Origin of the sequence: Escherichia sp. 20412-1 (assembly GCF_003027595.1) — a bacterium.
Classification (GTDB): Bacteria; Pseudomonadota; Gammaproteobacteria; order Enterobacterales; family Enterobacteriaceae; genus Escherichia; species Escherichia marmotae.
Map to the genome: position 1 here is coordinate 1 of NZ_PYQM01000005.1, position 21,227 is coordinate 21,227.

At 45.6% G+C, this 21,227-nt stretch carries 11 protein-coding genes, 4 pseudogenes and 1 riboswitch; of the genes and pseudogenes, 6 read left to right on the top strand and 9 right to left on the bottom strand.

The window, feature by feature from the left end:
• Positions 1-528: 528 nt before the first annotated feature.
• From C7B16_RS05535 to rcnR, 3 genes are all read right to left on the bottom strand, one after another.
• Entirely contained in the window at positions 529-1,479 is a 951-nt protein-coding gene (locus C7B16_RS05535) for a hypothetical protein (RefSeq protein WP_107179461.1), read from the bottom strand.
• Positions 1,480-1,878: 399 nt separating this feature from the next.
• Positions 1,879-3,183 (bottom strand): tyrosine-type recombinase/integrase, encoded by a 1,305-nt coding sequence (locus tag C7B16_RS05545; protein ID WP_107179462.1) that lies wholly within the window; start codon positions 3,181-3,183, stop codon positions 1,879-1,881.
• Between the two features lie 66 nt (positions 3,184-3,249).
• Positions 3,250-3,345: riboswitch (TPP riboswitch) on the bottom strand.
• A 91-nt stretch (positions 3,346-3,436) separates the two neighbouring features.
• Positions 3,437-3,709, bottom strand: a complete 273-nt coding sequence (rcnR, locus tag C7B16_RS05550) for a Ni(II)/Co(II)-binding transcriptional repressor RcnR (protein WP_000019944.1) — start codon at positions 3,707-3,709, stop codon at positions 3,437-3,439.
• 121 nt (positions 3,710-3,830) lie between these two features.
• Here rcnR and C7B16_RS05555 point away from each other — a divergent pair, with 121 nt between their 5' ends.
• Positions 3,831-4,634 carry a nickel/cobalt efflux protein RcnA gene (locus C7B16_RS05555; protein ID WP_107179463.1) on the top strand — a complete coding sequence of 268 codons (804 nt, stop codon included), beginning with the start codon at positions 3,831-3,833 and terminating at the stop codon, positions 4,632-4,634.
• A 217-nt stretch (positions 4,635-4,851) separates the two neighbouring features.
• Positions 4,852-5,190 carry a Ni(II)/Co(II) efflux transporter accessory subunit RcnB gene (gene rcnB / locus C7B16_RS05560; RefSeq protein ID WP_000153060.1) on the top strand — a complete coding sequence of 113 codons (339 nt, stop codon included), beginning with the start codon at positions 4,852-4,854 and terminating at the stop codon, positions 5,188-5,190.
• A gap of 81 nt (positions 5,191-5,271) precedes the next feature.
• Here the strand turns inward: rcnB and C7B16_RS05565 are convergent, their stop codons facing one another.
• The 6 genes and pseudogenes from C7B16_RS05565 to apbC form a co-directional block, all read right to left on the bottom strand.
• Entirely contained in the window at positions 5,272-6,306 is a 1,035-nt protein-coding gene (locus C7B16_RS05565; RefSeq protein WP_107179497.1) for a fimbrial protein, read from the bottom strand.
• A gap of 10 nt (positions 6,307-6,316) precedes the next feature.
• A pseudogene (locus C7B16_RS05570) lies at positions 6,317-8,797 on the bottom strand (fimbrial biogenesis outer membrane usher protein).
• Positions 8,798-8,812: 15 nt separating this feature from the next.
• Positions 8,813-9,487 carry a fimbria/pilus periplasmic chaperone gene (locus C7B16_RS05575; RefSeq protein ID WP_001516677.1) on the bottom strand — a complete coding sequence of 225 codons (675 nt, stop codon included), beginning with the start codon at positions 9,485-9,487 and terminating at the stop codon, positions 8,813-8,815.
• Positions 9,488-9,572: 85 nt separating this feature from the next.
• Positions 9,573-10,115 carry a fimbrial protein gene (locus tag C7B16_RS05580; protein ID WP_000830451.1) on the bottom strand — a complete coding sequence of 181 codons (543 nt, stop codon included), beginning with the start codon at positions 10,113-10,115 and terminating at the stop codon, positions 9,573-9,575.
• Between the two features lie 293 nt (positions 10,116-10,408).
• Complete coding sequence (locus tag C7B16_RS05585; protein ID WP_032240673.1) at positions 10,409-10,690, bottom strand: DUF2574 family protein; 282 nt, start codon at positions 10,688-10,690, stop codon at positions 10,409-10,411.
• A 263-nt stretch (positions 10,691-10,953) separates the two neighbouring features.
• Complete coding sequence (gene apbC / locus C7B16_RS05590; protein ID WP_001005460.1) at positions 10,954-12,063, bottom strand: iron-sulfur cluster carrier protein ApbC; 1,110 nt, start codon at positions 12,061-12,063, stop codon at positions 10,954-10,956.
• A 132-nt stretch (positions 12,064-12,195) separates the two neighbouring features.
• On the opposite strand from apbC, the gene metG reads away from it, so the two are divergent.
• From metG to C7B16_RS25780, 4 genes and pseudogenes are all read left to right on the top strand, one after another.
• Positions 12,196-14,229 carry a methionine--tRNA ligase gene (gene metG, locus C7B16_RS05595; protein ID WP_016262136.1) on the top strand — a complete coding sequence of 678 codons (2,034 nt, stop codon included), beginning with the start codon at positions 12,196-12,198 and terminating at the stop codon, positions 14,227-14,229.
• A gap of 140 nt (positions 14,230-14,369) precedes the next feature.
• Positions 14,370-18,174: pseudogene (locus C7B16_RS25595) on the top strand (WGR and DUF4132 domain-containing protein).
• Between the two features lie 12 nt (positions 18,175-18,186).
• Positions 18,187-18,394, top strand: a pseudogene (locus tag C7B16_RS25775) (WGR domain-containing protein); the annotation flags it as partial.
• A 1,337-nt stretch (positions 18,395-19,731) separates the two neighbouring features.
• Positions 19,732-21,219: pseudogene (locus C7B16_RS25780) on the top strand (DUF4132 domain-containing protein); the annotation flags it as partial.
• Positions 21,220-21,227: the final 8 nt, after the last annotated feature.

Below are 21,227 nucleotides of genomic sequence, written 5' to 3' on the forward strand. Positions count from 1 at the left end.
AACCAGTTGAGCGGATTCGCGTTTAAACTCTGCGCTGAAATTTCTTTTTTTCATTGGAGCACCTGTGTTGTTCTGAGGTGAGCATATCACCTCTGTTCAGGTGGCCAAATTTAGTGTGCCACTACAAGTCAGCCTATTTTCGTTATGCGTCCGACTAACAACGACGGACAGACTGCTATCTATACGCTTAGTTTGTGTTCTGAGGTTTAATATCAGGCGTGAGCAATCACGCCATATCCTTCTTCTTGATGCAGTAAAAAGTGACGTGCGATACGCCAGCCAGTTCCATCACTTTCGCGGGTTTGTGCCCTGCACTGAGTAATGATTTAACAACTTCCCGCGCCCTTTTATCCTTAGCTTTACAAACATACATACCAGCAGCTTTTGCTTGCTTTTGTCGTGCTCGACAAGTCTCATAATCCTGACGGGTCCTAGTAGCCAGCATATCGCTCAGCTTTGTGCTTAAAAACACTGTGTTATCAGTGGGTAGCAATTTTAAGAGATTCAATCATAAATATCCCAAAACTATTATTCAATTTGATGCGATAGCATATAATCTTTAATTAGAAACTCATCATACTTAGCGGGTAACAGAGCAACTTCCCCCCATCCAAGCTGAGGAGTCATATATCCCATCCCAACCGCATTGACTTTGCTATAAAAAATAACCAGCCGCCCAAGGTTTTTTTCATTAAAAAAGCCTCTCCCATCAGCAGTATCATTAGTAATCCTTATTCTAAAATCTTTAAATGGCGCTCCTTGCTTGATCTTCAACCAAACATTGCTGTGACCTGAAAACCGCTGAATCTTCCAAAACTCACCAAAATAGAATGATGGCTCTGTACTACCCTTTTCTATATCATTGATTTCTTTTAATGAGTCACACAACCTATAACGTTTAGCTCTACTATCCTCATCAACAAGGTAGATCTCTCGATAATAATTATGATCAAAATTAACGCATAGGGATTGTACACTTGTTACCTGACTGGGAACCTTGAAAGATTCGCCATTATGGCGTGAAATAGGCAATGAAACCTCTTTCCCATTTTTTCTCTCAAAATGTGAATCAATAGGTATTGATTCATTTTCAGAATCTATTCTGGGATTATTATCTGGACGGGATTCAAGAAAACCGCTTATGACGATAAGCTCCTCGTCTTCAACTGCTTTTTTTGCATCTTCCTGAGATGAATATTTTTTGTACTGAATGGGTCCGCATCTTAAGCTACAAAAAGGTGCATTATCATCTTTAAGATGTTTATAATAAGCAGGAACGCCGTTCGTAGTAATCCCCTTATCGGGATCAGCAGGTACTCGGGTGATATGTTCATAGCAAGATGGACAGAAAAGATACCCTTTCATATATAGCGAGTAAGCCAAAGGCTCAACGGTATTTCTTTTGAGAGCAAGGAGCGTATGCTCGCCTTTAATCCAGTCCGGATCATAATATGCGTAAGCGATTCTTCGAATTGCCATCCCATCTCCTTGATAAGTATTACATTAAAAATTGCTTGTTCCAATATTACGATGAGATACCGTCAAGAAAGCCTTGAGCATAGGCAGCAGGAGACTCTTGTGCCGACAATTCCCTACTTGGCTTTCAGGAAGGGAATCTAAATCAATATGAGGGGCTCATATCTTCTGGTTCCTGCCTGGTATCCTCTTTCATAAGCACAACCGCAGCACTTATGTCTTCCTACTCCTCCTGATCATCAGGCAGATGTTCAAAAAAATTCCAGTAACGATGTTCATCTTCACAGTTAGCCATAACTTATCCTTCCTTAGTAAAACTATATGAATAACCCCCTGCTATTTTTCAAGACAATCCTAAAGACTTTTTGATCACCATCACAAATGGATAGAAACTAATCCGTATTATGCCCAACACAGTCCGTCAATAACGTAACAAACTGAATTTAGTGGAAATGTGTGCAAATATCGCTGTGTGATCCCTGCTCCGCTTTTCTCGTGTCCAACTACTTGTTGCAAATGCGCTAAGTTATCAACCCAACCAGCTAAACAAGTTGAAATCATCGTATGCCGGAAACTATGCACCAAGCGCCGCTGCCCATAATCATCAAGATAAGGAATATCAAGCTGATCACGAACATCTGAAAGAACTTTACCTATCTTTGACATATTTCGACCTGAGACTTCCGAAAAGATTTTCTCTTTCCATTGGCGGTTAACAAAATCCAGAAACCCCCACTCAATCAGTTTGGGATGAATCACTACCTGTCTTGTAGCATTCTCAGTTTTACCCAGCCTTCCTTCCTCGATCAGGAGATAATACCGCTGGCTATCCTCATCAAATTTGATCTGCGACTTCTCCAGTTTAGCAATCTCACCTCTTCTGGCTCCTGTGTACGCCAACAACAAAGTGATCCACTTCTGCCATCCATCAGGCTGCTTTAGTGCCCATCCTACAAATTTTTTCATTTCTGCTGCACTGTATGCACCAAACCTAGCTTTAGATGGTGCCGCTACTATTCCATCAGTCGGAGACTTAGATAGAATATCTTTGCTTTCAGTCAAAAATGTTTTGAATAACGATTTGTAGATTTTAAGGTGCTTATGTACAGCCTCAGCACCAACTAAATCCTCTGGCAGCACATCATCACATTCGATTAGTTGCTGAATAGTCATTGACCTATACGGTTGCACTACACGCTTTGGTAAGTTTTCGACAGTTTCCATTACTCGCTTAATATCTTGTTTGGTGATTACCGTTACCTCTGTTTCTTTTCCCAAGACAACAAGCAATACCTCCATATAACGCTCATTTGCCATTGAGATCGATTTTGTCCAATTTCGACCTCTTTCCTCCTTGTACATAGCCCACGCATCAGCAAGTGTTAGCACCTTTTCCGGTTTGGCTGGTGGTTGAAGCTGCAAAACTTCTTTAGAAATATTGTTCAATTGCTGAGGGAATGGCAATGGAATCATTACGTTACGTGACGAAGCGATCAAGTTTGAAACAAACTTATTAAATTGCGGCAACGGAGTAGCGAGTGATTTAACGAAAGGAATGTACGGAGTAAGGCCAATCATCAACACCGATGCTTCGCGATAACTGTCAGTAAAAAGTGATTTTTTGTATATCCGACCATCCGAAAGCCGGATTTGTAGATAGTAATTACCGTTTCGCTGAAATGTGTATGGGAGAGTTCTTGACCTCATAAACGACCCCTTTTTGTACCTTAACAGCATGATTTATGGTCAAAAAGAGATGCAACCACATAATTTTCAAGACTATTTTGGCCCCCTACGCTGGCATTATCCAGATCAGGTGATACGGGTATTTCTCAGCCTTCACGCAGAAGGGCACCCCGAGCCGTTTGGTTGCGATGATGGATCGCAGATAAGGATGGTAAGGCCCCGCGCACACGTTGTAAACGAGGAAAAACGACGATATTACAATAACGTTGTGAAATTATTTTATATAAGAATCCAGCACCTTCAGAACGACATCCAGATCTTCTTCACGCTTTAATTCATCGCCCTGATGAACAATGTGTTCCGTCAGATGGCCTTTAATCACTTCTCGCATCAAGCCGTTTACCGCACCACGAATGGCGGCAATCTGTTGTAGTACGGCAGCACATTCGTGCGGCTCGTCGAGCATTTTCTTGAGCGCAACAACCTGTCCCTGAATCTTACTGGCGCGCGCTTTCAGTTTCTGTTTGTCACGGATGGTATGAGACATGGCAACACCTGGTTAACAAGATAATGAAAAATCATAGCACTATTAATCTACTGGGGGGGTAGTATCATGTACTGGGGGGGAGTAGAATCAGGGCGTCGATTTAATACTAAGAATTATTATCATGACCGAATTTACCACTCTTCTTCAGCAAGGAAACGCCTGGTTTTTCATCCCCAGCGCCATCTTACTTGGTGCGCTTCATGGGCTGGAGCCAGGGCACTCAAAAACGATGATGGCAGCGTTTATCATCGCCATTAAAGGCACCATTAAACAGGCGGTGATGCTTGGACTGGCGGCAACTATTTCACATACGGCGGTGGTTTGGTTGATTGCCTTTGGCGGGATGGTGATCAGCAAACGCTTTACTGCGCAGTCAGCGGAGCCGTGGCTTCAGTTGATTTCCGCGGTGATCATTCTTGGCACCGCATTCTGGATGTTCTGGCGTACCTGGCGCGGCGAAAGAAACTGGCTTGAGAATATGCACGAGCATCACCATCATGACCATGAACATCATCACCATCACGAGCATGGTCAGAGCGACGAGTATCAGGATGCTCATGCGCTGGCTCATGCCAGTGACATTAAACGACGCTTTGATGGTAGAGAGGTCACCAACTGGCAAATTTTGCTGTTTGGCTTAACCGGCGGGCTTATCCCCTGCCCTGCGGCAATAACAGTGTTGTTGATTTGCATTCAGTTGAAAGCCCTCACATTGGGTGCAACTCTGGTCGTCAGTTTCAGCATCGGCCTGGCATTAACGCTGGTCACCGTAGGCGTTGGCGCAGCAATCAGTGTTCAGCAGGTTGCAAAACGCTGGAGCGGATTTAACACCCTCGCTAAACGTGCCCCCTATTTTTCCAGTCTGTTAATTGGTTTAGTCGGATTGTATATGGGAGTGCATGGCTTTATGGGTATTATGAGATAAAACAATCACCTGGGCTTCGTTATCCCTTTAGCCCAGGATGATTCTTAAATCAGCTTATTCCGCTCACTTCTCGCTCAATGAGGATGCTTTTGCTGCATCCTTTCATTTACACTTTTTACGAAATCATGGGATCACTAACAAAATATCTCTTGTCGGTTATATTGTATGGCAGGAAAGATATGCGACTGATTTTACTGATCCCCAAAGTGGAGAGTATATGACCATAAAAAATAAGATGTTGCTGGGTGCGCTTTTGCTGGTAACCAGCGCAGCATGGGCCGCACCAGCCACCGCGGGTTCGACCAATGCCTCGGGAATTTCGAAGTATGAGTTAAGCAGTTTCATTGCTGACTTCAAGCATTTCAAACCAGGTGACACCGTACCAGAAATGTACCGTACCGATGAGTACAACATTAAGCAGTGGCAGTTGCGTAACTTACCCGCACCTGACGCTGGAACCCACTGGACCTATATGGGCGGTGCATATGTGCTGATCAATGATACCGACGGAAAAATCATTAAAGCCTACGACGGTGAGATTTTTTATCATCGCTAAAAAAAGCCCCCTCGGAGAGAGGGGGAAATGCAGACACCTTATTATTTTTTATTATTAGCCACTTGCTCGTCTTGTTTGTTATTAGTCGTATTTCACGTTGATCAGTGCAGTTGCCTCAAGTGCACCCGATTTAACTTTATTTTTATCGTATACATAGTAACTGGCCAGGACAGGTATATTAATAATATTACTATTTAAAGGAGCTCCGGGTTTATCTGTTTTCCATAATGATGTCGCCGCGCCCTGATCGCCGCTAGCAGAAATTTTGATGGCTGCTTCAGTCCCTTTTGGTGGTTCTTTTAGATCCAAAACAAATCCTACACCATTATCTATGTTGCCACGCAAAATTGTATTGCTTCCTGTAACTAAGTCACTGCTAGAAAGATATACGACCATATTCCGCGATGCTTGTTTTGTGCCGCCGAAAAGATTATCACACTTCAACGTAATTATTCCTTCCTTACTGTTCGCCGTAATCTTTCCCTGACTTCTGAGTTGGGACAAGGCAATATCATCTACTTTTATTATTGTGTTTTCAGGCTTACAGGTCGTATTTTTAGGATAATAGGAAATACTTAACCCAAGCGTAAATGTATCCCCCGCCAGTTTACTGGTGAGATAACTTACACACCAGTTAATCTTCAATGTCTTACAAATACCCAACCAAAAGTCAATGGATGAAGATGACTCACCGCCAATATTTGCAATCACAGTATCTGAAATAAACCAGGTAGGTTTTCTTTCTCCAGTAAAATCAGGTGTACCTTTGGATATTTTAACCACATAGGGTAATACTGCCTGCGCATTGCTGGATTTCCCAATCGTGTCACTGGTTTTACCTAAAGACTCTATTTTAACCTTTAACTTTTCGCTATTACCAAAAGGTCCAACTTCAACCCAATCACTTTGGATATTTTTATAGACTATTTTATCCGTGCTCGTATCACAAGATATCCCCGTAAACACGACACTTTTACTAAAGGAAACCTCATTCGCTAAAATCTCCCCCACATTAATACTATCAGTAATATTTAATGATGCAGTGGTACGACATCCAGCCCAGGTAAAATTAGCCCATAAAATAAAAATTAGTAACATTCCATTTCTGAAAATCATATTCCACCTCTCACCGACAGATATAATTTTTACTTTCATCAATCTCTTTACCGAAGGTGATTGTGCATGAAAGCCCTTGTTGCTTATCAATTGCCACATTAACCGCTGGTGGTATTTCATTGGTGCGAATAAAAAGCTGACTTCCCTGGCCGACAACGCCAATATTATGACCGTGGATATCATTGACTTCGTAGCCAAATGTTAACGGTTGCCCATCCACTCTTAATGCTTTTATAAACCAGGGTTTGCGTTGATCGGTGTCGAAATTGACCAGAACGACCGCGCCGCGATAAGGGGCGGCAATTTTACGGTTACCGCGTAATTCTGTTTCACTGTCACTTTGCGATACATCCAGCATCAGGTGATTTTCCCGATGAGGAGTTATTCCGTCGTATATCACGACACCATTACGGTTCGTGGTGCGATATTTTTGCCCATTCACATAAGCATCTTTAATTCCCGGCGCATGCATCACGGCAAAAGTTTCAGAAAGACGATTCGCCAGATTAACGCCACCCGACCAGGCGACAATGCCCCCTGAAACACTGGCTCCAGCCTGCCGATAATTACTCGACTGACTATAACTGCCATTCACTGTCGCCACAGGCGCGTTCCAGGTTAAATTCGCCCCTGCTGTCGTTTCATTTCCCTGATGTTGATGACTCAGGTTGACACCATAATTGAACTGATCTCGACTCCCTACTGTTCCTGATAATCCCGTATTATTTGAGGCAAAACCCTGATCATCAAACGTCGTTGAGTTAGAGATATATATTTGCCGACGAGGCGTCGTAACGTCATCTCCCCAGTCAAAGGGTATCGATATAAAAATATTAAAGCGTTTCTCTTCATGATGATTCTCGTCATATGCCTGACTTGCCGCGAGGGTATAGCTTATCCGTTGCAAATTATTGGAATAACTCAACTGATAATCTTTACTGCTGCCGCTACGCCCCCAGTAATCCCGCCATAAAGTACTTAATGACACAGATCCCCAGCCTTCTGGCATTGACTGACTCATATTGGCGGAAAAGCTATTTTTGCGACCAAAATCATTCTGGTAATAATCGGCAATGTCATAGACATCGTTTTTATCACGACGATAATTATCTTTATTATTTGCCCACACATAATCGTTAAACGTCCGGTAATCACGCGACGAATAACGCCAGGCCGCCAGACCAAAACGTGTCGATGTTTGGCTCAAAAATTTGTTATAAGCAATTTGATAACTTTGCCCGTCAAACACATCACCATTGTCTTGCTTACTGTGCGATTTAGTTGCGTCGACTGAAATTGCGCCAATGCGCGTGTTCCAACCTGTTCCCAGGGTAAACGCGTAGTAATTATTAGCAATCATTGTGCCGCCATACAGCGTCAATAAGTTATTAAAACCATACTGATAACCTGCCTGGACAAAATCACTTTGCTTGCTCGCACCTTCAATATGACTACGGCCCGCTGCAAAATCATATTTCGACACGCCGGGTTGCAGCATATTAGGTACTGCCGCATAAGGCACCAGATATGTAGTAACTGAACCATCGGCTTCCTTAACACTCACATCAAGATCCGCACCTCCGCCCGCTAACTGCAAATCACTAATCGAAAACGGGCCTGGTGGAACCTCTTTCTGATAAACGACAAAACCGTTCTGTTCAATAGTTACCAGCGCGTTACTCTGGGCAATCCCCTGTACCCGCGGGGTAAAATTTTGCTTCGAGTTTGGCAACATCTGCATATCACGAAATAACCGAACTCCGCTGAAGCGAACGGAATCAAATATATCGGCTGACGTGTACATATCACCAATACGCAGCGTGCCGAGAATTTGAGAAAATCCACGTTCCAGATACAGTGTATTGCTTTTCCACTCCCCTGTATTGTTATCTGTTTTGCTAAAACTGGCATCAGAATGCAGTTGCCACCCCAGAAAATTTAACCCGCTGTTAAAACGTACATAGGTACTTTTGCTATTTCCCGACGCTTTATAGTCGCTGTAATACTGACTCACATAATAAGAGGTGTAAACCGCATTAATTCCCCGTTCTCAGTTTTCCGGTGGAACATAGCCACTTTCCAGCTCTTCCACCCAGGCTTGCGGAACACTGAAATCGAGACGAAAAACGCCGATATCCCAGGCATAACTCCCCCCCTGAACAAGTTGCTCTAATGTTAAACATTGCTTGTCGCTGGCAAAGTTATCGGTATTAATACCTAACCGTTTGATAATATCCCTCGATAAACACGTTTCTTGCGGATTATCTTTAACGCTAATTTCATATTTACCGCGCCATTGTTTATTAACATAAATATCGATTTCATATTGGCCAGGCAAAGGTTGATTATCATCCAGACGAATATGAGCAACCTGTTGGTCTTTCATTCCCCCCATCATAAAATGGGTATCAAAGGTTTCTTCAGCCGCATAAGCTTCAATGCCGAGCAATAACGCAACGATTGCTGATGCAAGTGGGGTCATTCTCAACATAGGCAGCTCCTGCAATTAAATTTTGTCACTAATATAGTTGCCATGATCATCAATAATGGTCAGATGCCAGCTATTTGCATTATTATTTTTTACGTTAACACTCTGACTTTCTAATGGTGCAATCATGATAGTTTCATAATTAACTTTGACATTATTGGCTTTTACATCAGAAATCGTTACCCAATTCGCTGAGTCATTTTTTATCACCAAATGATTACCACTGCGATTCACCAGCAATTTTTTAAATATTGCTTTGTTTACCGGTGGGATACCCGCCGGTCGATAAAACAATTTAATTCTGTTTTGCATCGCAAACTTCAGTGCATTTTTGCCTTCTTGTTCTGGACTATTTGGTGGAATATCCAGAATATTCAGATAAAAAATACTCTCTTTATTAGTGGGCAGTTTATTCGGCATGATTTTAATTTTTACTTGCTGCCCGGAATTTGCCCCTATTTTTGCCACTGGTGGCGTTAACATAAAAGGAACCTGGATTTTTTCTGGTGGGAGTGAAGTATCACCATCATCAATCCACGCCTGAAGCAGCGAAGAGCGATCACCCTGATTCATCAACTGTATCATCACTTCTTTTTTTTCTGCCGGGTAAATAATACGTGTCCCGTAGATAACAACTCCGGCATGTGCAGGAAAAACCATCGAAGAGATGAGCAAGGGTAATAATCCTTTCATCTTAATTCCTCTTTAAATTAAAAAGCCGCCATGGGGATAGCGGCCATGTCTATTACCTGGAGAAACTTGCAAATTTATTTAATTATTAATCCTGGGCTACACGCATAACTAAAGAAGATACTACATCACCTGATTGCACTGAGTTTTCTGTCAGTTTCAGATATTTCGCTTTAAACGGGATCGCATATTGACCATCCGCTGTTTTATAACTTTCAATATTAAAAGGTGCAGAAACATCCAGGACATCGCTGTTATCACCTAAATAGAGATAGTAGCCCACGGTATCGTTACTACTGGCTATAGCTTTATCGTTGCCAATTATTTTATCGTTGGTAATCAACGAAAGTTTTACACCAGCAACCTCTTTCGGACAGCTAATTTTTAACATGCTACTGGTTACACCGACCGCATCATCATAGGTAGAATATTTAGATTTACCATCAAAGACAGTAGTTGGTACAGTCGGCATATTAATACTTACTGAATCACCACCTGCTTCGAATTTACATGGGGACTCTGCAATATTCCCTTTAATGGTTAAAGTCCCGGTATCAACATCAGCAGCAAATACCTCAGCACTCATGAAAAAAGAAGAAAAGACAGCGGCAGCAATAATTGAACGTTTCATAACATGTTCCTTAATAGAATTTATTTTTGGTTGTTAAGAGTCTGTATCTCCTGGTAACAAATTTCTCACGCTTCAAAAGTTACCGCAATGTAAACATATTGTTTTATTGATTTAAAGCAAATTAACTATTGCAATATAAACACAACAAATAGCTAATGATATTAAATATTTATCAAATCTATTAATTAATACGAATTACTGTAGCTGTCATTTTTAATATCAATAAAAAAGCTGAAATCATTCACATGAATGATTTCAGCTTTCTAAACTCTTTAACCCCGATATTGCCAGATTTAATCGTAGCGATTTAAAACGATTTGCCGTTTGTTCCCATTACCCGCAGCAACCAGCTCTGTCGTGACGCCTTTTACCGGTGAAGAAATCCGATACCGGGAATCAACGCTTTGCAATACCTGACCGCAATGCTGTCGGGGCTGGCTATTAACAATATCCATACTGCATGTCGGGGGGCTGATCCTGCCATTGATAGTTAATGTGGCGGTATCTGATGAAAACGCGGGAGACGCCAATCCATAGGCGAGAAAAATAATTCCTGACAGCCAATACTTATTCATTGAACGTTATCCCTGTAGTAAAGGTTATGCCTGGATAGATTGAGTGCATAACAAACTATAGCTGTACATCCACTACACAGCCACGAAGGATGGTAAATGGGCATTGCCTGCACGATCAATCTACTTTGTTCAGTTTCGGACGAAGATCCGCAGAATATTCGCAGCATTAAAAAAGCTGTTCATTATAGCTGCAAAAATAAATACACCGCATCAATGTAACATTGCTGCGGTGTATGAAGTGTACCCAGAAAGGTTAATACGCGTTAGACTGCGCGGAAGGAGATCTCGCCAGGAATAACTTCTCCCTGCCAGTAGAGCTGGGCAGCAACGCGGTCAGCCAGTTGACGATAGATAGCGGTAAATTCGCTCTCCGGACGGCTGATAACGGTCGGTGTGCCTTTGTCGAGGTCTTCACGCAGGCTAATGTGCAACGGCATCTGACCCAGCAACTGCGTGTGATATTTCTCAGCCAGTTTCTCTGCACCACCGGTGCCAAAAATCGGCTCGTGATGACCACAATTACTGCAGATATGCACGCTCATGTTCTCGACAATGCCCAGTACCGGCACTTCGACTTTCTCGAACATCACAATGCCTTTTTTCGCATCAATCAATGCGATGTCTTGCGGCGTAGTGACCACTACAGCACCGGTCACTGGAATATTCTGCGCCAGTGTCAATTGAATATCACCGGTGCCTGGCGGCATATCAAGCACCAGATAGTCCAGATCGGGCCATAAGGTTTCTTGCAACATTTGCATCAGCGCCTTGCTGGCCATCGGGCCGCGCCACACCATCGCATTGTCGTCAGTGACCAGATAACCAATCGAGTTGGTTGCCAGACCATGAGACATAATCGGCGCCATGTGAGTGCCGTCCGGCGAGGTCGGACGCTGATTTTCTGCCCCCAGCATGGTTGGGATCGACGGGCCATAAATGTCGGCATCCAGAATGCCGACTTTCGCTCCTTCCGCCGCCAGCGCCAGCGCCAGGTTTACCGCCGTGGAGGATTTACCCACGCCGCCTTTGCCGGAACTGACCGCGATAATGTTCTTCACGCCGTTAATTCCCGGCTGATTTTTAACGCGTTTCAGCGTGGCAATGCTATGCGACAGTTTCCAGTCGATAGCTTTTGCCCCGGTGATACGCAGCAATTCGGCGCTACATTGCTCTTTTAACTCTTCGAACGCGCTATGCCAGACGAACGGCATAACCAGTTCCACATGCAGCGTGTCGTCCATCCAGGCGACATGATGCAATGCTTTCAGCGTGGTGAGGTTATGCTTCAGGGTTGGGTGCTGAAAATTAGCCAGTGTCCCGGCGACCATTGCGCGCAAGGCTTCTGGTGATTTGGCCTGGGATTGTTCGTTCATCCCGACTCCTTATTTATATAGATAAACCATCAGCTAAATAGTTTACCTGAAGAAAATAGATAAGTACTTACTTAACATTTTCCCATTTGGTACTATCTAACCCCTTTTCACTACTAAGAAGTAATGCCTACTATGACTCAAGTCGCGAAGAAAATTCTGGTGACGTGCGCACTGCCGTACGCTAACGGCTCAATCCACCTCGGCCATATGCTGGAGCACATCCAGGCTGATGTCTGGGTCCGTTACCAGCGAATGCGCGGCCACGAAGTCAACTTCATCTGTGCCGACGATGCGCACGGTACGCCGATCATGCTGAAAGCTCAGCAACTCGGTATCTCCCCGGAGCAGATGATTGGCGAAATGAGTCAGGAGCATCAGACTGATTTCGCAGGCTTTAATATCAGCTATGACAACTATCACTCAACGCACAGCGAAGAGAACCGCCAGTTGTCGGAGCTTATTTACACTCGCCTGAAAGAGAACGGTTTTATTAAAAACCGCACTATCTCTCAGTTGTACGACCCGGAAAAAGGCATGTTCCTGCCGGATCGTTTTGTGAAAGGCACCTGCCCGAAATGTAAAGCGCCAGATCAATACGGCGATAACTGTGAAGTATGCGGTGCGACTTACAGCCCGACTGAACTGATTGAACCGAAATCGGTGGTTTCTGGCGCTACGCCGGTAATGCGTGATTCCGAACACTTCTTCTTTGATCTGCCCTCTTTCAGCGAAATGTTGCAGGCATGGACCCGCAGCGGCGCGTTGCAGGAACAGGTGGCAAACAAAATGCAGGAGTGGTTTGAATCCGGTCTGCAACAGTGGGATATCTCCCGCGACGCGCCTTACTTCGGTTTTGAAATTCCGAACGCGCCGGGTAAATACTTCTATGTCTGGCTGGATGCGCCGATTGGCTACATGGGTTCCTTCAAGAATCTGTGCGACAAGCGCGGCGATACCACCAGCTTCGATGAATACTGGAAGAAAGATTCCACCGCCGAGCTGTACCACTTCATCGGTAAAGATATCGTTTACTTCCACAGCCTGTTCTGGCCAGCCATGCTGGAAGGCAGCAACTTCCGCAAGCCGACCAACCTGTTTGTTCACGGCTATGTGACGGTGAACGGCGCGAAGATGTCCAAATCTCGCGGCACGTTCATTAAAGCCAGCACCTGGCTGAATCACTTTGACGCTGACAGCCTGCGCTACTACTACACCGCGAAGCTCTCTTCACGCATCGATGATATCGACCTGAACCTGGAAGATTTTGTTCAGCGTGTGAATGCCGATATCGTTAACAAAGTGGTTAACCTGGCCTCCCGTAACGCGGGCTTCATTAACAAGCGTTTTGACGGTGTGCTGGCAAGCGAGCTGGCTGACCCTGAGCTGTACAAAACCTTTACCGATGCCGCTGAAGTGATTGGCGAAGCGTGGGAAAGCCGCGAATTTGGTAAAGCTGTGCGCGAAATCATGGCGCTGGCTGACCTGGCTAACCGCTATGTTGACGAGCAGGCTCCGTGGGTGGTGGCGAAACAGGAAGGCCGCGATGCTGACCTGCAGGCGATTTGCTCGATGGGTATTAACCTGTTCCGTGTGCTGATGACGTATCTGAAGCCGGTTCTGCCGAAACTGACTGAACGTGCGGAAGCGTTCCTGAATACGGAACTGACCTGGGATGGTATCCAGCAACCGCTGCTGGCACATAAAGTGAATCCGTTCAAAGCACTGTATAACCGCATCGACATGAAGCAGGTTGAAGCACTGGTGGAAGCATCCAAAGAAGAAGTGAAAGCCACCGCCGCGCCAGTTACTGGCCCGCTGGCAGACGATCCGATTCAGGAAACCATCACCTTTGATGACTTCGCCAAAGTTGACCTGCGCGTGGCGCTGATCGAAAACGCAGAGTTTGTTGAAGGTTCTGACAAGCTGCTGCGCCTGACGCTGGATCTCGGCGGTGAAAAACGCAATGTCTTCTCCGGCATTCGTTCTGCTTATCCAGACCCACAAGCGTTGATTGGTCGTCACACCATTATGGTGGCTAACCTGGCGCCGCGTAAGATGCGCTTCGGTATCTCCGAAGGCATGGTGATGGCTGCCGGTCCTGGCGGGAAAGATATCTTCCTGTTAAGCCCGGATGCCGGTGCTAAACCGGGTCATCAGGTGAAATAATTCCCCTTCAAGGCGCTGCATCGACAGCGCCTTTTCTTTATAAATTCCTAAAGTTGTTTTCTTGCGATTTCGTCTCTCTCTAACCTGCATAAATACTGTTAGCATCTGTATTCAACTGGATAAAAGCACAGGAATGCAGAATGAGACAGTTTATCTATCAGGACGAAAAATCACATAAATTCTGGATGGTGGAGCCGCATGGCAACGAGCTGCATATCAGTTGGGGCAAAGTTGGCACCAACGGACAAAGCCAGGTAAAAAACTTTGCGGACGCTGCAGCAGCGGAAAAAGCGGAGCTGAAGCTGATTGCGGAGAAAACGAAAAAAGGCTATGTGGAAGACGCTTCGGCAAATGTGAATCTCCCGCCAGCCACCAAAGCCAGAGTCACTCCTGAAGTTGAAACTCCTCCTGTAAATAAGAATAAATGCCCCTGGCTTGCTGATGATGCGACGATTCCGGTAACTGACGATATTAATCGATTTGCTTTTCCTCATCGCCGCAGGCCGAGAGAAATCGGTTACCTGTATAAAGATGGTGAAATATGGAAGCGCATCGCAGATAACACCAGGGCATATGACCCCGACAACAATTACCGCTCTTATCCTGAAAACTGGCAGCTAGCGTTTGCCGAGTTACAAAGGCGAATTCTGGATAATCAACAAACAGGGAGTGTGCAATCTGATGCTGCATTGCTCTGGAGTTTCTGGAACTCTTACTCTGCAGATGAACTGGTCGATGACTTAGTCATTCGCTGTGGACTGGAAACTACCGTTGAAATCGCTCTTCGTGCTCTTCAACTAAAATATAAACCAGTAAAAACTGACGTCACGACCATAATTCCTCCTGATCTCGAAGCAGAATCGCTACCGAGTTGGCATCAGCGTCTATGCCATTATCTTTCACTCGCTTCAGAAGATGAGTGGCAACGCTGTGTAGATAAAGTACTTACCGCCATTCCCTCGCTCTCCCCGGCACGGCAACCTTTTGCGGCGTTACTGATCCCTGAACGCCCGGATATTGCCAATGCCATGGCGCTACATTATGCAGATCAAAACGTTCCGGCGATGACCTGGTTATGTATGATAGCAAGCGATGACGTTGCCCTGGCTACGCTGGAAAAATATGGTTTCCCTCCACTGTATAATGATTTCCGCAATTATCTGGCTACGTTACTGGCAAATAATGGAGTGCACGGTGTAAGCCGAATTCTTCTCAAGCTACCTGTCGAGTATCCCGTAAAATACACAGACCTTTTCACTCACATACATGCCAACGCTGAAAATCTTGTCAAATGGTTATGGAAAACGAATCACCCGGATGCGATTCAAATTCTGATCCTTGGTGTAATTGGCAAGAAAAAGCACCTGGAATACTTAAGCAAAGCCTGCCAAAAACATCCCGCTGCGGCTATTGCCGCTTATGCAACTTTACTGGCAATACATGAAGATGCACAGTGGCGTAACGCACTTGTCAAACTGATTACCGCCACGCCAGAGTTGGTATGTGACGTTATTCCCTGGGTTAATGCTAAAGCGGCAGGCATATTATCTGAATGTCGTCCGCACCTGTGACTGATGAATGTGAATATGCCACTGCGGATATGTTGCCGGAGCTGTTTACCGCTCCACCGTGGGTAATAAATAAGAAAAAGAATGCAATACCCGTATTTGATTTACCGGTGCTTCCAGTTCCTGCCGTCACTGATATCACACCAGGAATTACAGAGTTAATCAGTCATACTGACATATCCAGATTCAGTGAAATCGCGAAATTTCAGGCATCACAGCAAACATTATTTACCGATCTGCCACTAATTGAAAAGGAAAGCTGGGAAACGTCTTTCATCCCTTTAACGCCAGAACAGCAAATCCTTTGGCGACTGGGGTTTAAGGAATGGCGCAGAACCGGAGAAGAACAATACGAAAAAAAATAATGCCACAAAGCGCAGTTGATGCCCTGTTACGTTTCGATTTCCCCGCGCTGAAAGCAGAGTTTGCGCAATACCATAACAAAGGAAGCAGACACTGGCAGTTGTACGCGCTCTGCTTCCTACCCACTCAGCATGCTATTTATTTTCTCAATCAAATAATTAATGAAGAGCAATTCTCCGGCGAGAGAGAAATTCTGGCGATTTTTGGTGACGCGGCCATTCCTGCGTTTATGAAATGTCTGCAACGTAAGCCACAACAGTTGTGGATATTCACCCTTTTCCTGGGCGTCAGCGAATTAGCATTACCGATGGCGCAGCGATTACAGAAAAAAATGTCTGCTGAAGATGCCCGAAAATGGCTGGTTAACTTCCCACGCCATGCAACCGCCGGGCTACTTCCTGTGGCACTGGGCAAACAAGGAAAAGATCGTGATTGTGCCCGCCAGGCACTCCGCCTGCTGGTGAAATTAAACCAGCGAGAAACGATTGAGGAAATCGCCCAAGGGTATAATCAACCTGATGTTTTAGCTGCGCTGGCAACATTATTTGATAGCGACCCGCTGGAAGAATATCCCGCTAAAATCGCCCCACTGCCCGGCTTTTATCAGTTCAGCTTATGGCGCAGACCACGGCTTAAAAGTAACAACCTGCCTCTGCCAGATGACGCTATGCGCCACCTCGGCACAATGTTGAGCTTTCCTCGCGACATTACCCCCTACGCTGGGCTGGCGATCATCAAAGAAACCTTCACCCGCGAATCACTGGCTGACTTTGGTTGGGATCTGTATACCGCATGGACGGAAGCTGGCGCACCCGCAAAAGAAAATTGGGCATTTACCTCGCTGGGGATTTTAGGCAATGACGACACCGCGCGTAAACTAACCCCGCTCATCCGCGCCTGGCCGGGTGAATCCCAGCATAAAAGAGCTGTTTATGGTTTGGATGTGCTAGCCAATATCGGTAGCGATATTGCGCTGATGTTGCTTAATGGTATTGCGCAAAAGATTAAATTCGTTGCATTACAAGAACATGCCAGCGACAAAATCAACATGGTCGCTGAAAATCGCGGACTGACAATGGCCGAACTGGAAGACCGCCTGGCACCGGATTTAGGGCTTGATATCAACGGCTCGCTGACACTGGATTTCGGCTCACGCCAATTCACCGTTGGTTTTGATGAAACCTTAAAACCCGTCGTGCGCGACAAAAACGGCAAAGTTCTGAAAGATTTACCTAAACCCAACCAGAGTGATGATAAAACACTGTCAACTGACGCAGTTATCCTCTTCAAACAGTTGAAAAAAGATGTTCGTGCTATCGCCAACCAGCAAATTACCCGTCTGGAACAAGCCATGTGCCAGCGCAGACGCTGGACGGCAGAGCAGTTCCGTCTCTTTCTGGTGGAACATCCGCTGATGTGTCACTTAACCCGACGGCTATTATGGGGAGTATATAACGATGAAAACACCCTTATAGCCTGTTTCCGCGTGGCAGAAGACAGCACCTACAGCGATGCACAAGATGAGCTATTCACGCTGCCAGCAGGAAACATCGGTATTCCGCATGTGCTGGAAATTCCCGCTGAATCCGCCGCTGCATTCAGGCAAATTTACGCTGATTACGAACTACTTCCCCCCTTCCAACAGCTCGATCGTGGTAGTTATCGTCTTGCTGATAATGAACGTAGCGCCCACGAACTGACGCGCTGGCAAGGACGTCTTTGCCAGGCCGGTCGCATTGTCGGACTGGAGCGCCGAGGCTGGCAACGTCTGGAAGAAAGCGGCAGTGTTTATGCGATGCGCAAATCTACTCCTTATGGCGATCTCGAACTTGAAACAGAACCTTTTTCATTGATTTACGGCGAAACGGGATATGGCGACCTGCTACCTGTTGAAAGCGTAAAAATGACTTCACCAGGGGAACGCTACAGTACACAGCCCTCGCTCACGTTCTCCGCGCTTGATGCCATCACCGCCAGCGAACTGATTAACGATATTGAATCACTGTTTGATTAAAAGGACTTTGCAATGAAAACCTATATTTATCAGGACGAAAAATCACATAAATTCTGGGCGGTTGAGCAGCAAGGCAACGAGTTGCATATCAGTTGGGGTAAGGTCGGCACCAACGGGCAAAGCCAGGTCAAAAACTTTGCGGACGCTGCGGCGGCGGAAAAGGCAGAGCTGAAACTGATTGCGGAGAAAACAAAAAAGGGATATGTGGAACAAGCGGAGACAAATGCTAAATTAACAGCGGTGTCAGTGAAAAAAGAATCTGTCGCAGCGAAAAAACAGGAAGACACCATAAATGATCATCAGGTAGCGGCGAACAATTTTCCCTGGTTAGCAGACAACGATCCCATTATTCTTCCCCCAAATATTGCTCGCTATGCTCTCAGCCACCGCCTTTGGCCGGGAGATCCGGTAAAAAAACCAACCCAACCTGAGAAACAAAATTTAATTTCTCGGCTGGCAAATCGAACCTACAACTATTATAAGAATCTGACTTTCGATTACAGCTCATGCTCCGATGAATGGAGTAATGCCATCAGTCAGGCAATCAGCTTAATTAATGCACGAAAGCCTGAGATGTCTGCACGTACTATGGCTGTACTTACCTTACTGGAAATTTGTTTTTGTCAAAGCTGGAATGATGAAACCTCATCCGAGTTGTTGGATGAAATTGTAAGCACCTTCGGTATTGAATACGCAACTGAAACTGTCATCTACTGGTGGCAAATTGATTTCGATTTTGATTATAAAAAGGAACATTTGACCTTCTTTATTAATAATTCAGATTACAGCCAGGATAACTATAGAAGGAATAGAGACAACTTTAGTTTACGTCTGCGTAAACATTTATCGCTGGCTGAAGAGGAAGTCTGGCAAAATTGCATTGCCAAATTACTCGTTGCGTTGCCGCATATATCACTCTATCGCCAGCCGTTAATTGCTATTTTAATACCAGAAATACCCGAAGTGGCTCATGATATCGCACGCCAGTTGCATCAAGTGATGAACATTCCACAACTGGAAATGTTAAAACTTGTAGCGACAGATCCACAAATACTGGAAATATTAGAGCCATATCAGGATACTAATGTATTTGGAAGAAGTTGGTCTGCCACTGTACTGCGAGAACAAGGCATCAAGGCTCTTACTCGCCTGCTTCCCTATGCTGGCGAAGATAATTGCGGTGACGTACTAAAATGTATCAATCATCCGCTGGCTGTTACGGGACTTATAGACGCCGCAGATTATAATAAACGTTGTTATGACCGACTGATAAAAAGTGCCGAAAGTTTTCCTTCTGCCACAATAGCGGCATTAGCCGAAGCATTAATAAAAAATAACGATCAACGTAAACATACTTTGCTGGTTTCACTACTTAATGCAAATCCTTTATTGGTCGAAAAATTAGGCCAATGGCTATCGTCACAAGCTGCGAAATTAGTACATCAATGCCAACAATTGCTGAATAGTCGCGATGAAGATTTCGCAAACTCAGAAATTCTGCCAACGGTGTTAGTCTCGCCGCCGTGGGTGGTTCGAAATAAAAATGACGACAACAGTCCTTTGGCTAAATACCCGGCGAAAATTCCCTCTTTACCGCTATTTTATCAACCTTCGTTATGGACACGCCCGGTACTAAAAAATAGTAGCAAGATATTACCAGATAACGCCCTCCTCCACCTCGGTGAAATGCTTCGCTTCCCTCAGGAAGAAGCACTGTATCCGGGATTATTACAGGTGAAAGATGCCTGTACCCCAGACTCACTGGCTGAATTTGCCTGGGATCTGTTTATCGCCTGGCAGACTGCTGGCGCGCCGTCGAAAGAGAGTTGGGCATTCAGTGCGTTAGGTGTTCTCGGTAACGATGACACCGCCCGCAAACTAACGCCGCTTATTCGCGTCTGGCCTGGCGAATCCCAGCATAAACGCGCCACCGTCGGGCTGGATATTCTCGCCGCTATCGGCAGTGACATTGCCCTGATGCAACTTAACGGTATCGCCCAGAAGCTGAAATTCAAAGCATTGCAGGAGCGGGCAAAAGAAAAAATTGCCAGCATTGCCGAAAGCCGCGAACTGACAGTAGCAGAACTTGAAGACCGGTTAGCCCCGGATTTGGGGCTGGATGATAACGGCTCCCTGCTGCTGGATTTCGGCTCGCGTCAGTTCACCGTCAGCTTTGATGAAACCCTAAAACCGTTTGTGCGCGATGCGTCTGGCAGCCGCCTGAAAGACCTGCCCAAACCGAACAAAAGCGATGATAAAACGCTGGCTGCCGATGCCGTTAACCGCTTTAAACTGCTGAAAAAAGATGCCCGTACCGTCGCCGCTCAACAGGTAGCAAGGCTGGAATCAGCCATGTGCCTGCGCCGCCGCTGGGCAGCGGAAAACTTTCAACTCTTCCTGGTTGAGCATCCGCTGGTTCGCCACCTAACCCGTCGCCTGATTTGGGGCGCGTATAACACCGACAACCAGTTGCAGGCCTGTTTCCGCGTGGCGGAAGATAACAGCTACAGCACCGCTGACGATGATCTCTTCACTCTCCCAGAAGGTGATATAGCGATTGGTATCCCTCACGTTCTGGAAATATCACCGACGGATGTCGCCGCTTTTGGTCAGCTTTTTGCCGACTACGAACTGTTACCGCCATTCCGCCAGCTTGATCGTAACAGTTACACCCTGACAGAAGCCGAACGCAATGCCAGCGAACTGACCCGCTGGACAGGCAGAAAATGCCCGAGCGGTCGGATGATGGGGCTGGCAAATAAAGGCTGGTTGCGTGGCGAACCGCAGGATGCAGGCTGGATCGGCTGGATGATCAAACCTCTGGGCCGCTGGTCGTTAATCATGGAAATCGATGAAGGTTTTGCTGTAGGCATGTCGCCAGTCGAACTCAGCTCTGAGCAACTCTTAAGCAAATTATGGTTATGGGATGGAAAAGCAGAGAGTTATGGCTGGGGAAGAAATTCTGCACAGGAAGCACTGTTCTCCGTGCTCGATGCCATCACCGCCAGCGAGTTGATTAACGACATCGAAGCACTGTTTGAATAAGGAAAGAA

What these genes read in the sequence shown, in the direction of transcription:
- rcnR (WP_000019944.1), bottom strand. Translation starts at nt 3,709, where the DNA reads ATGTCTCATACCATCCGTGACAAACAGAAACTGAAAGCGCGCGCCAGT.
- rcnB (WP_000153060.1), top strand. Translation starts at nt 4,852, where the DNA reads ATGACCATAAAAAATAAGATGTTGCTGGGTGCGCTTTTGCTGGTAACC.
- C7B16_RS05545 (WP_107179462.1), bottom strand. Translation starts at nt 3,183, where the DNA reads ATGAGGTCAAGAACTCTCCCATACACATTTCAGCGAAACGGTAATTAC.
- C7B16_RS05580 (WP_000830451.1), bottom strand. Translation starts at nt 10,115, where the DNA reads ATGAAACGTTCAATTATTGCTGCCGCTGTCTTTTCTTCTTTTTTCATG.
- metG (WP_016262136.1), top strand. Translation starts at nt 12,196, where the DNA reads ATGACTCAAGTCGCGAAGAAAATTCTGGTGACGTGCGCACTGCCGTAC.
- C7B16_RS05535 (WP_107179461.1), bottom strand. Translation starts at nt 1,479, where the DNA reads ATGGCAATTCGAAGAATCGCTTACGCATATTATGATCCGGACTGGATT.
- C7B16_RS05585 (WP_032240673.1), bottom strand. Translation starts at nt 10,690, where the DNA reads ATGAATAAGTATTGGCTGTCAGGAATTATTTTTCTCGCCTATGGATTG.
- C7B16_RS05565 (WP_107179497.1), bottom strand. Translation starts at nt 6,306, where the DNA reads ATGATTTTCAGAAATGGAATGTTACTAATTTTTATTTTATGGGCTAAT.
- apbC (WP_001005460.1), bottom strand. Translation starts at nt 12,063, where the DNA reads ATGAACGAACAATCCCAGGCCAAATCACCAGAAGCCTTGCGCGCAATG.
- C7B16_RS05575 (WP_001516677.1), bottom strand. Translation starts at nt 9,487, where the DNA reads ATGAAAGGATTATTACCCTTGCTCATCTCTTCGATGGTTTTTCCTGCA.
- C7B16_RS05555 (WP_107179463.1), top strand. Translation starts at nt 3,831, where the DNA reads ATGACCGAATTTACCACTCTTCTTCAGCAAGGAAACGCCTGGTTTTTC.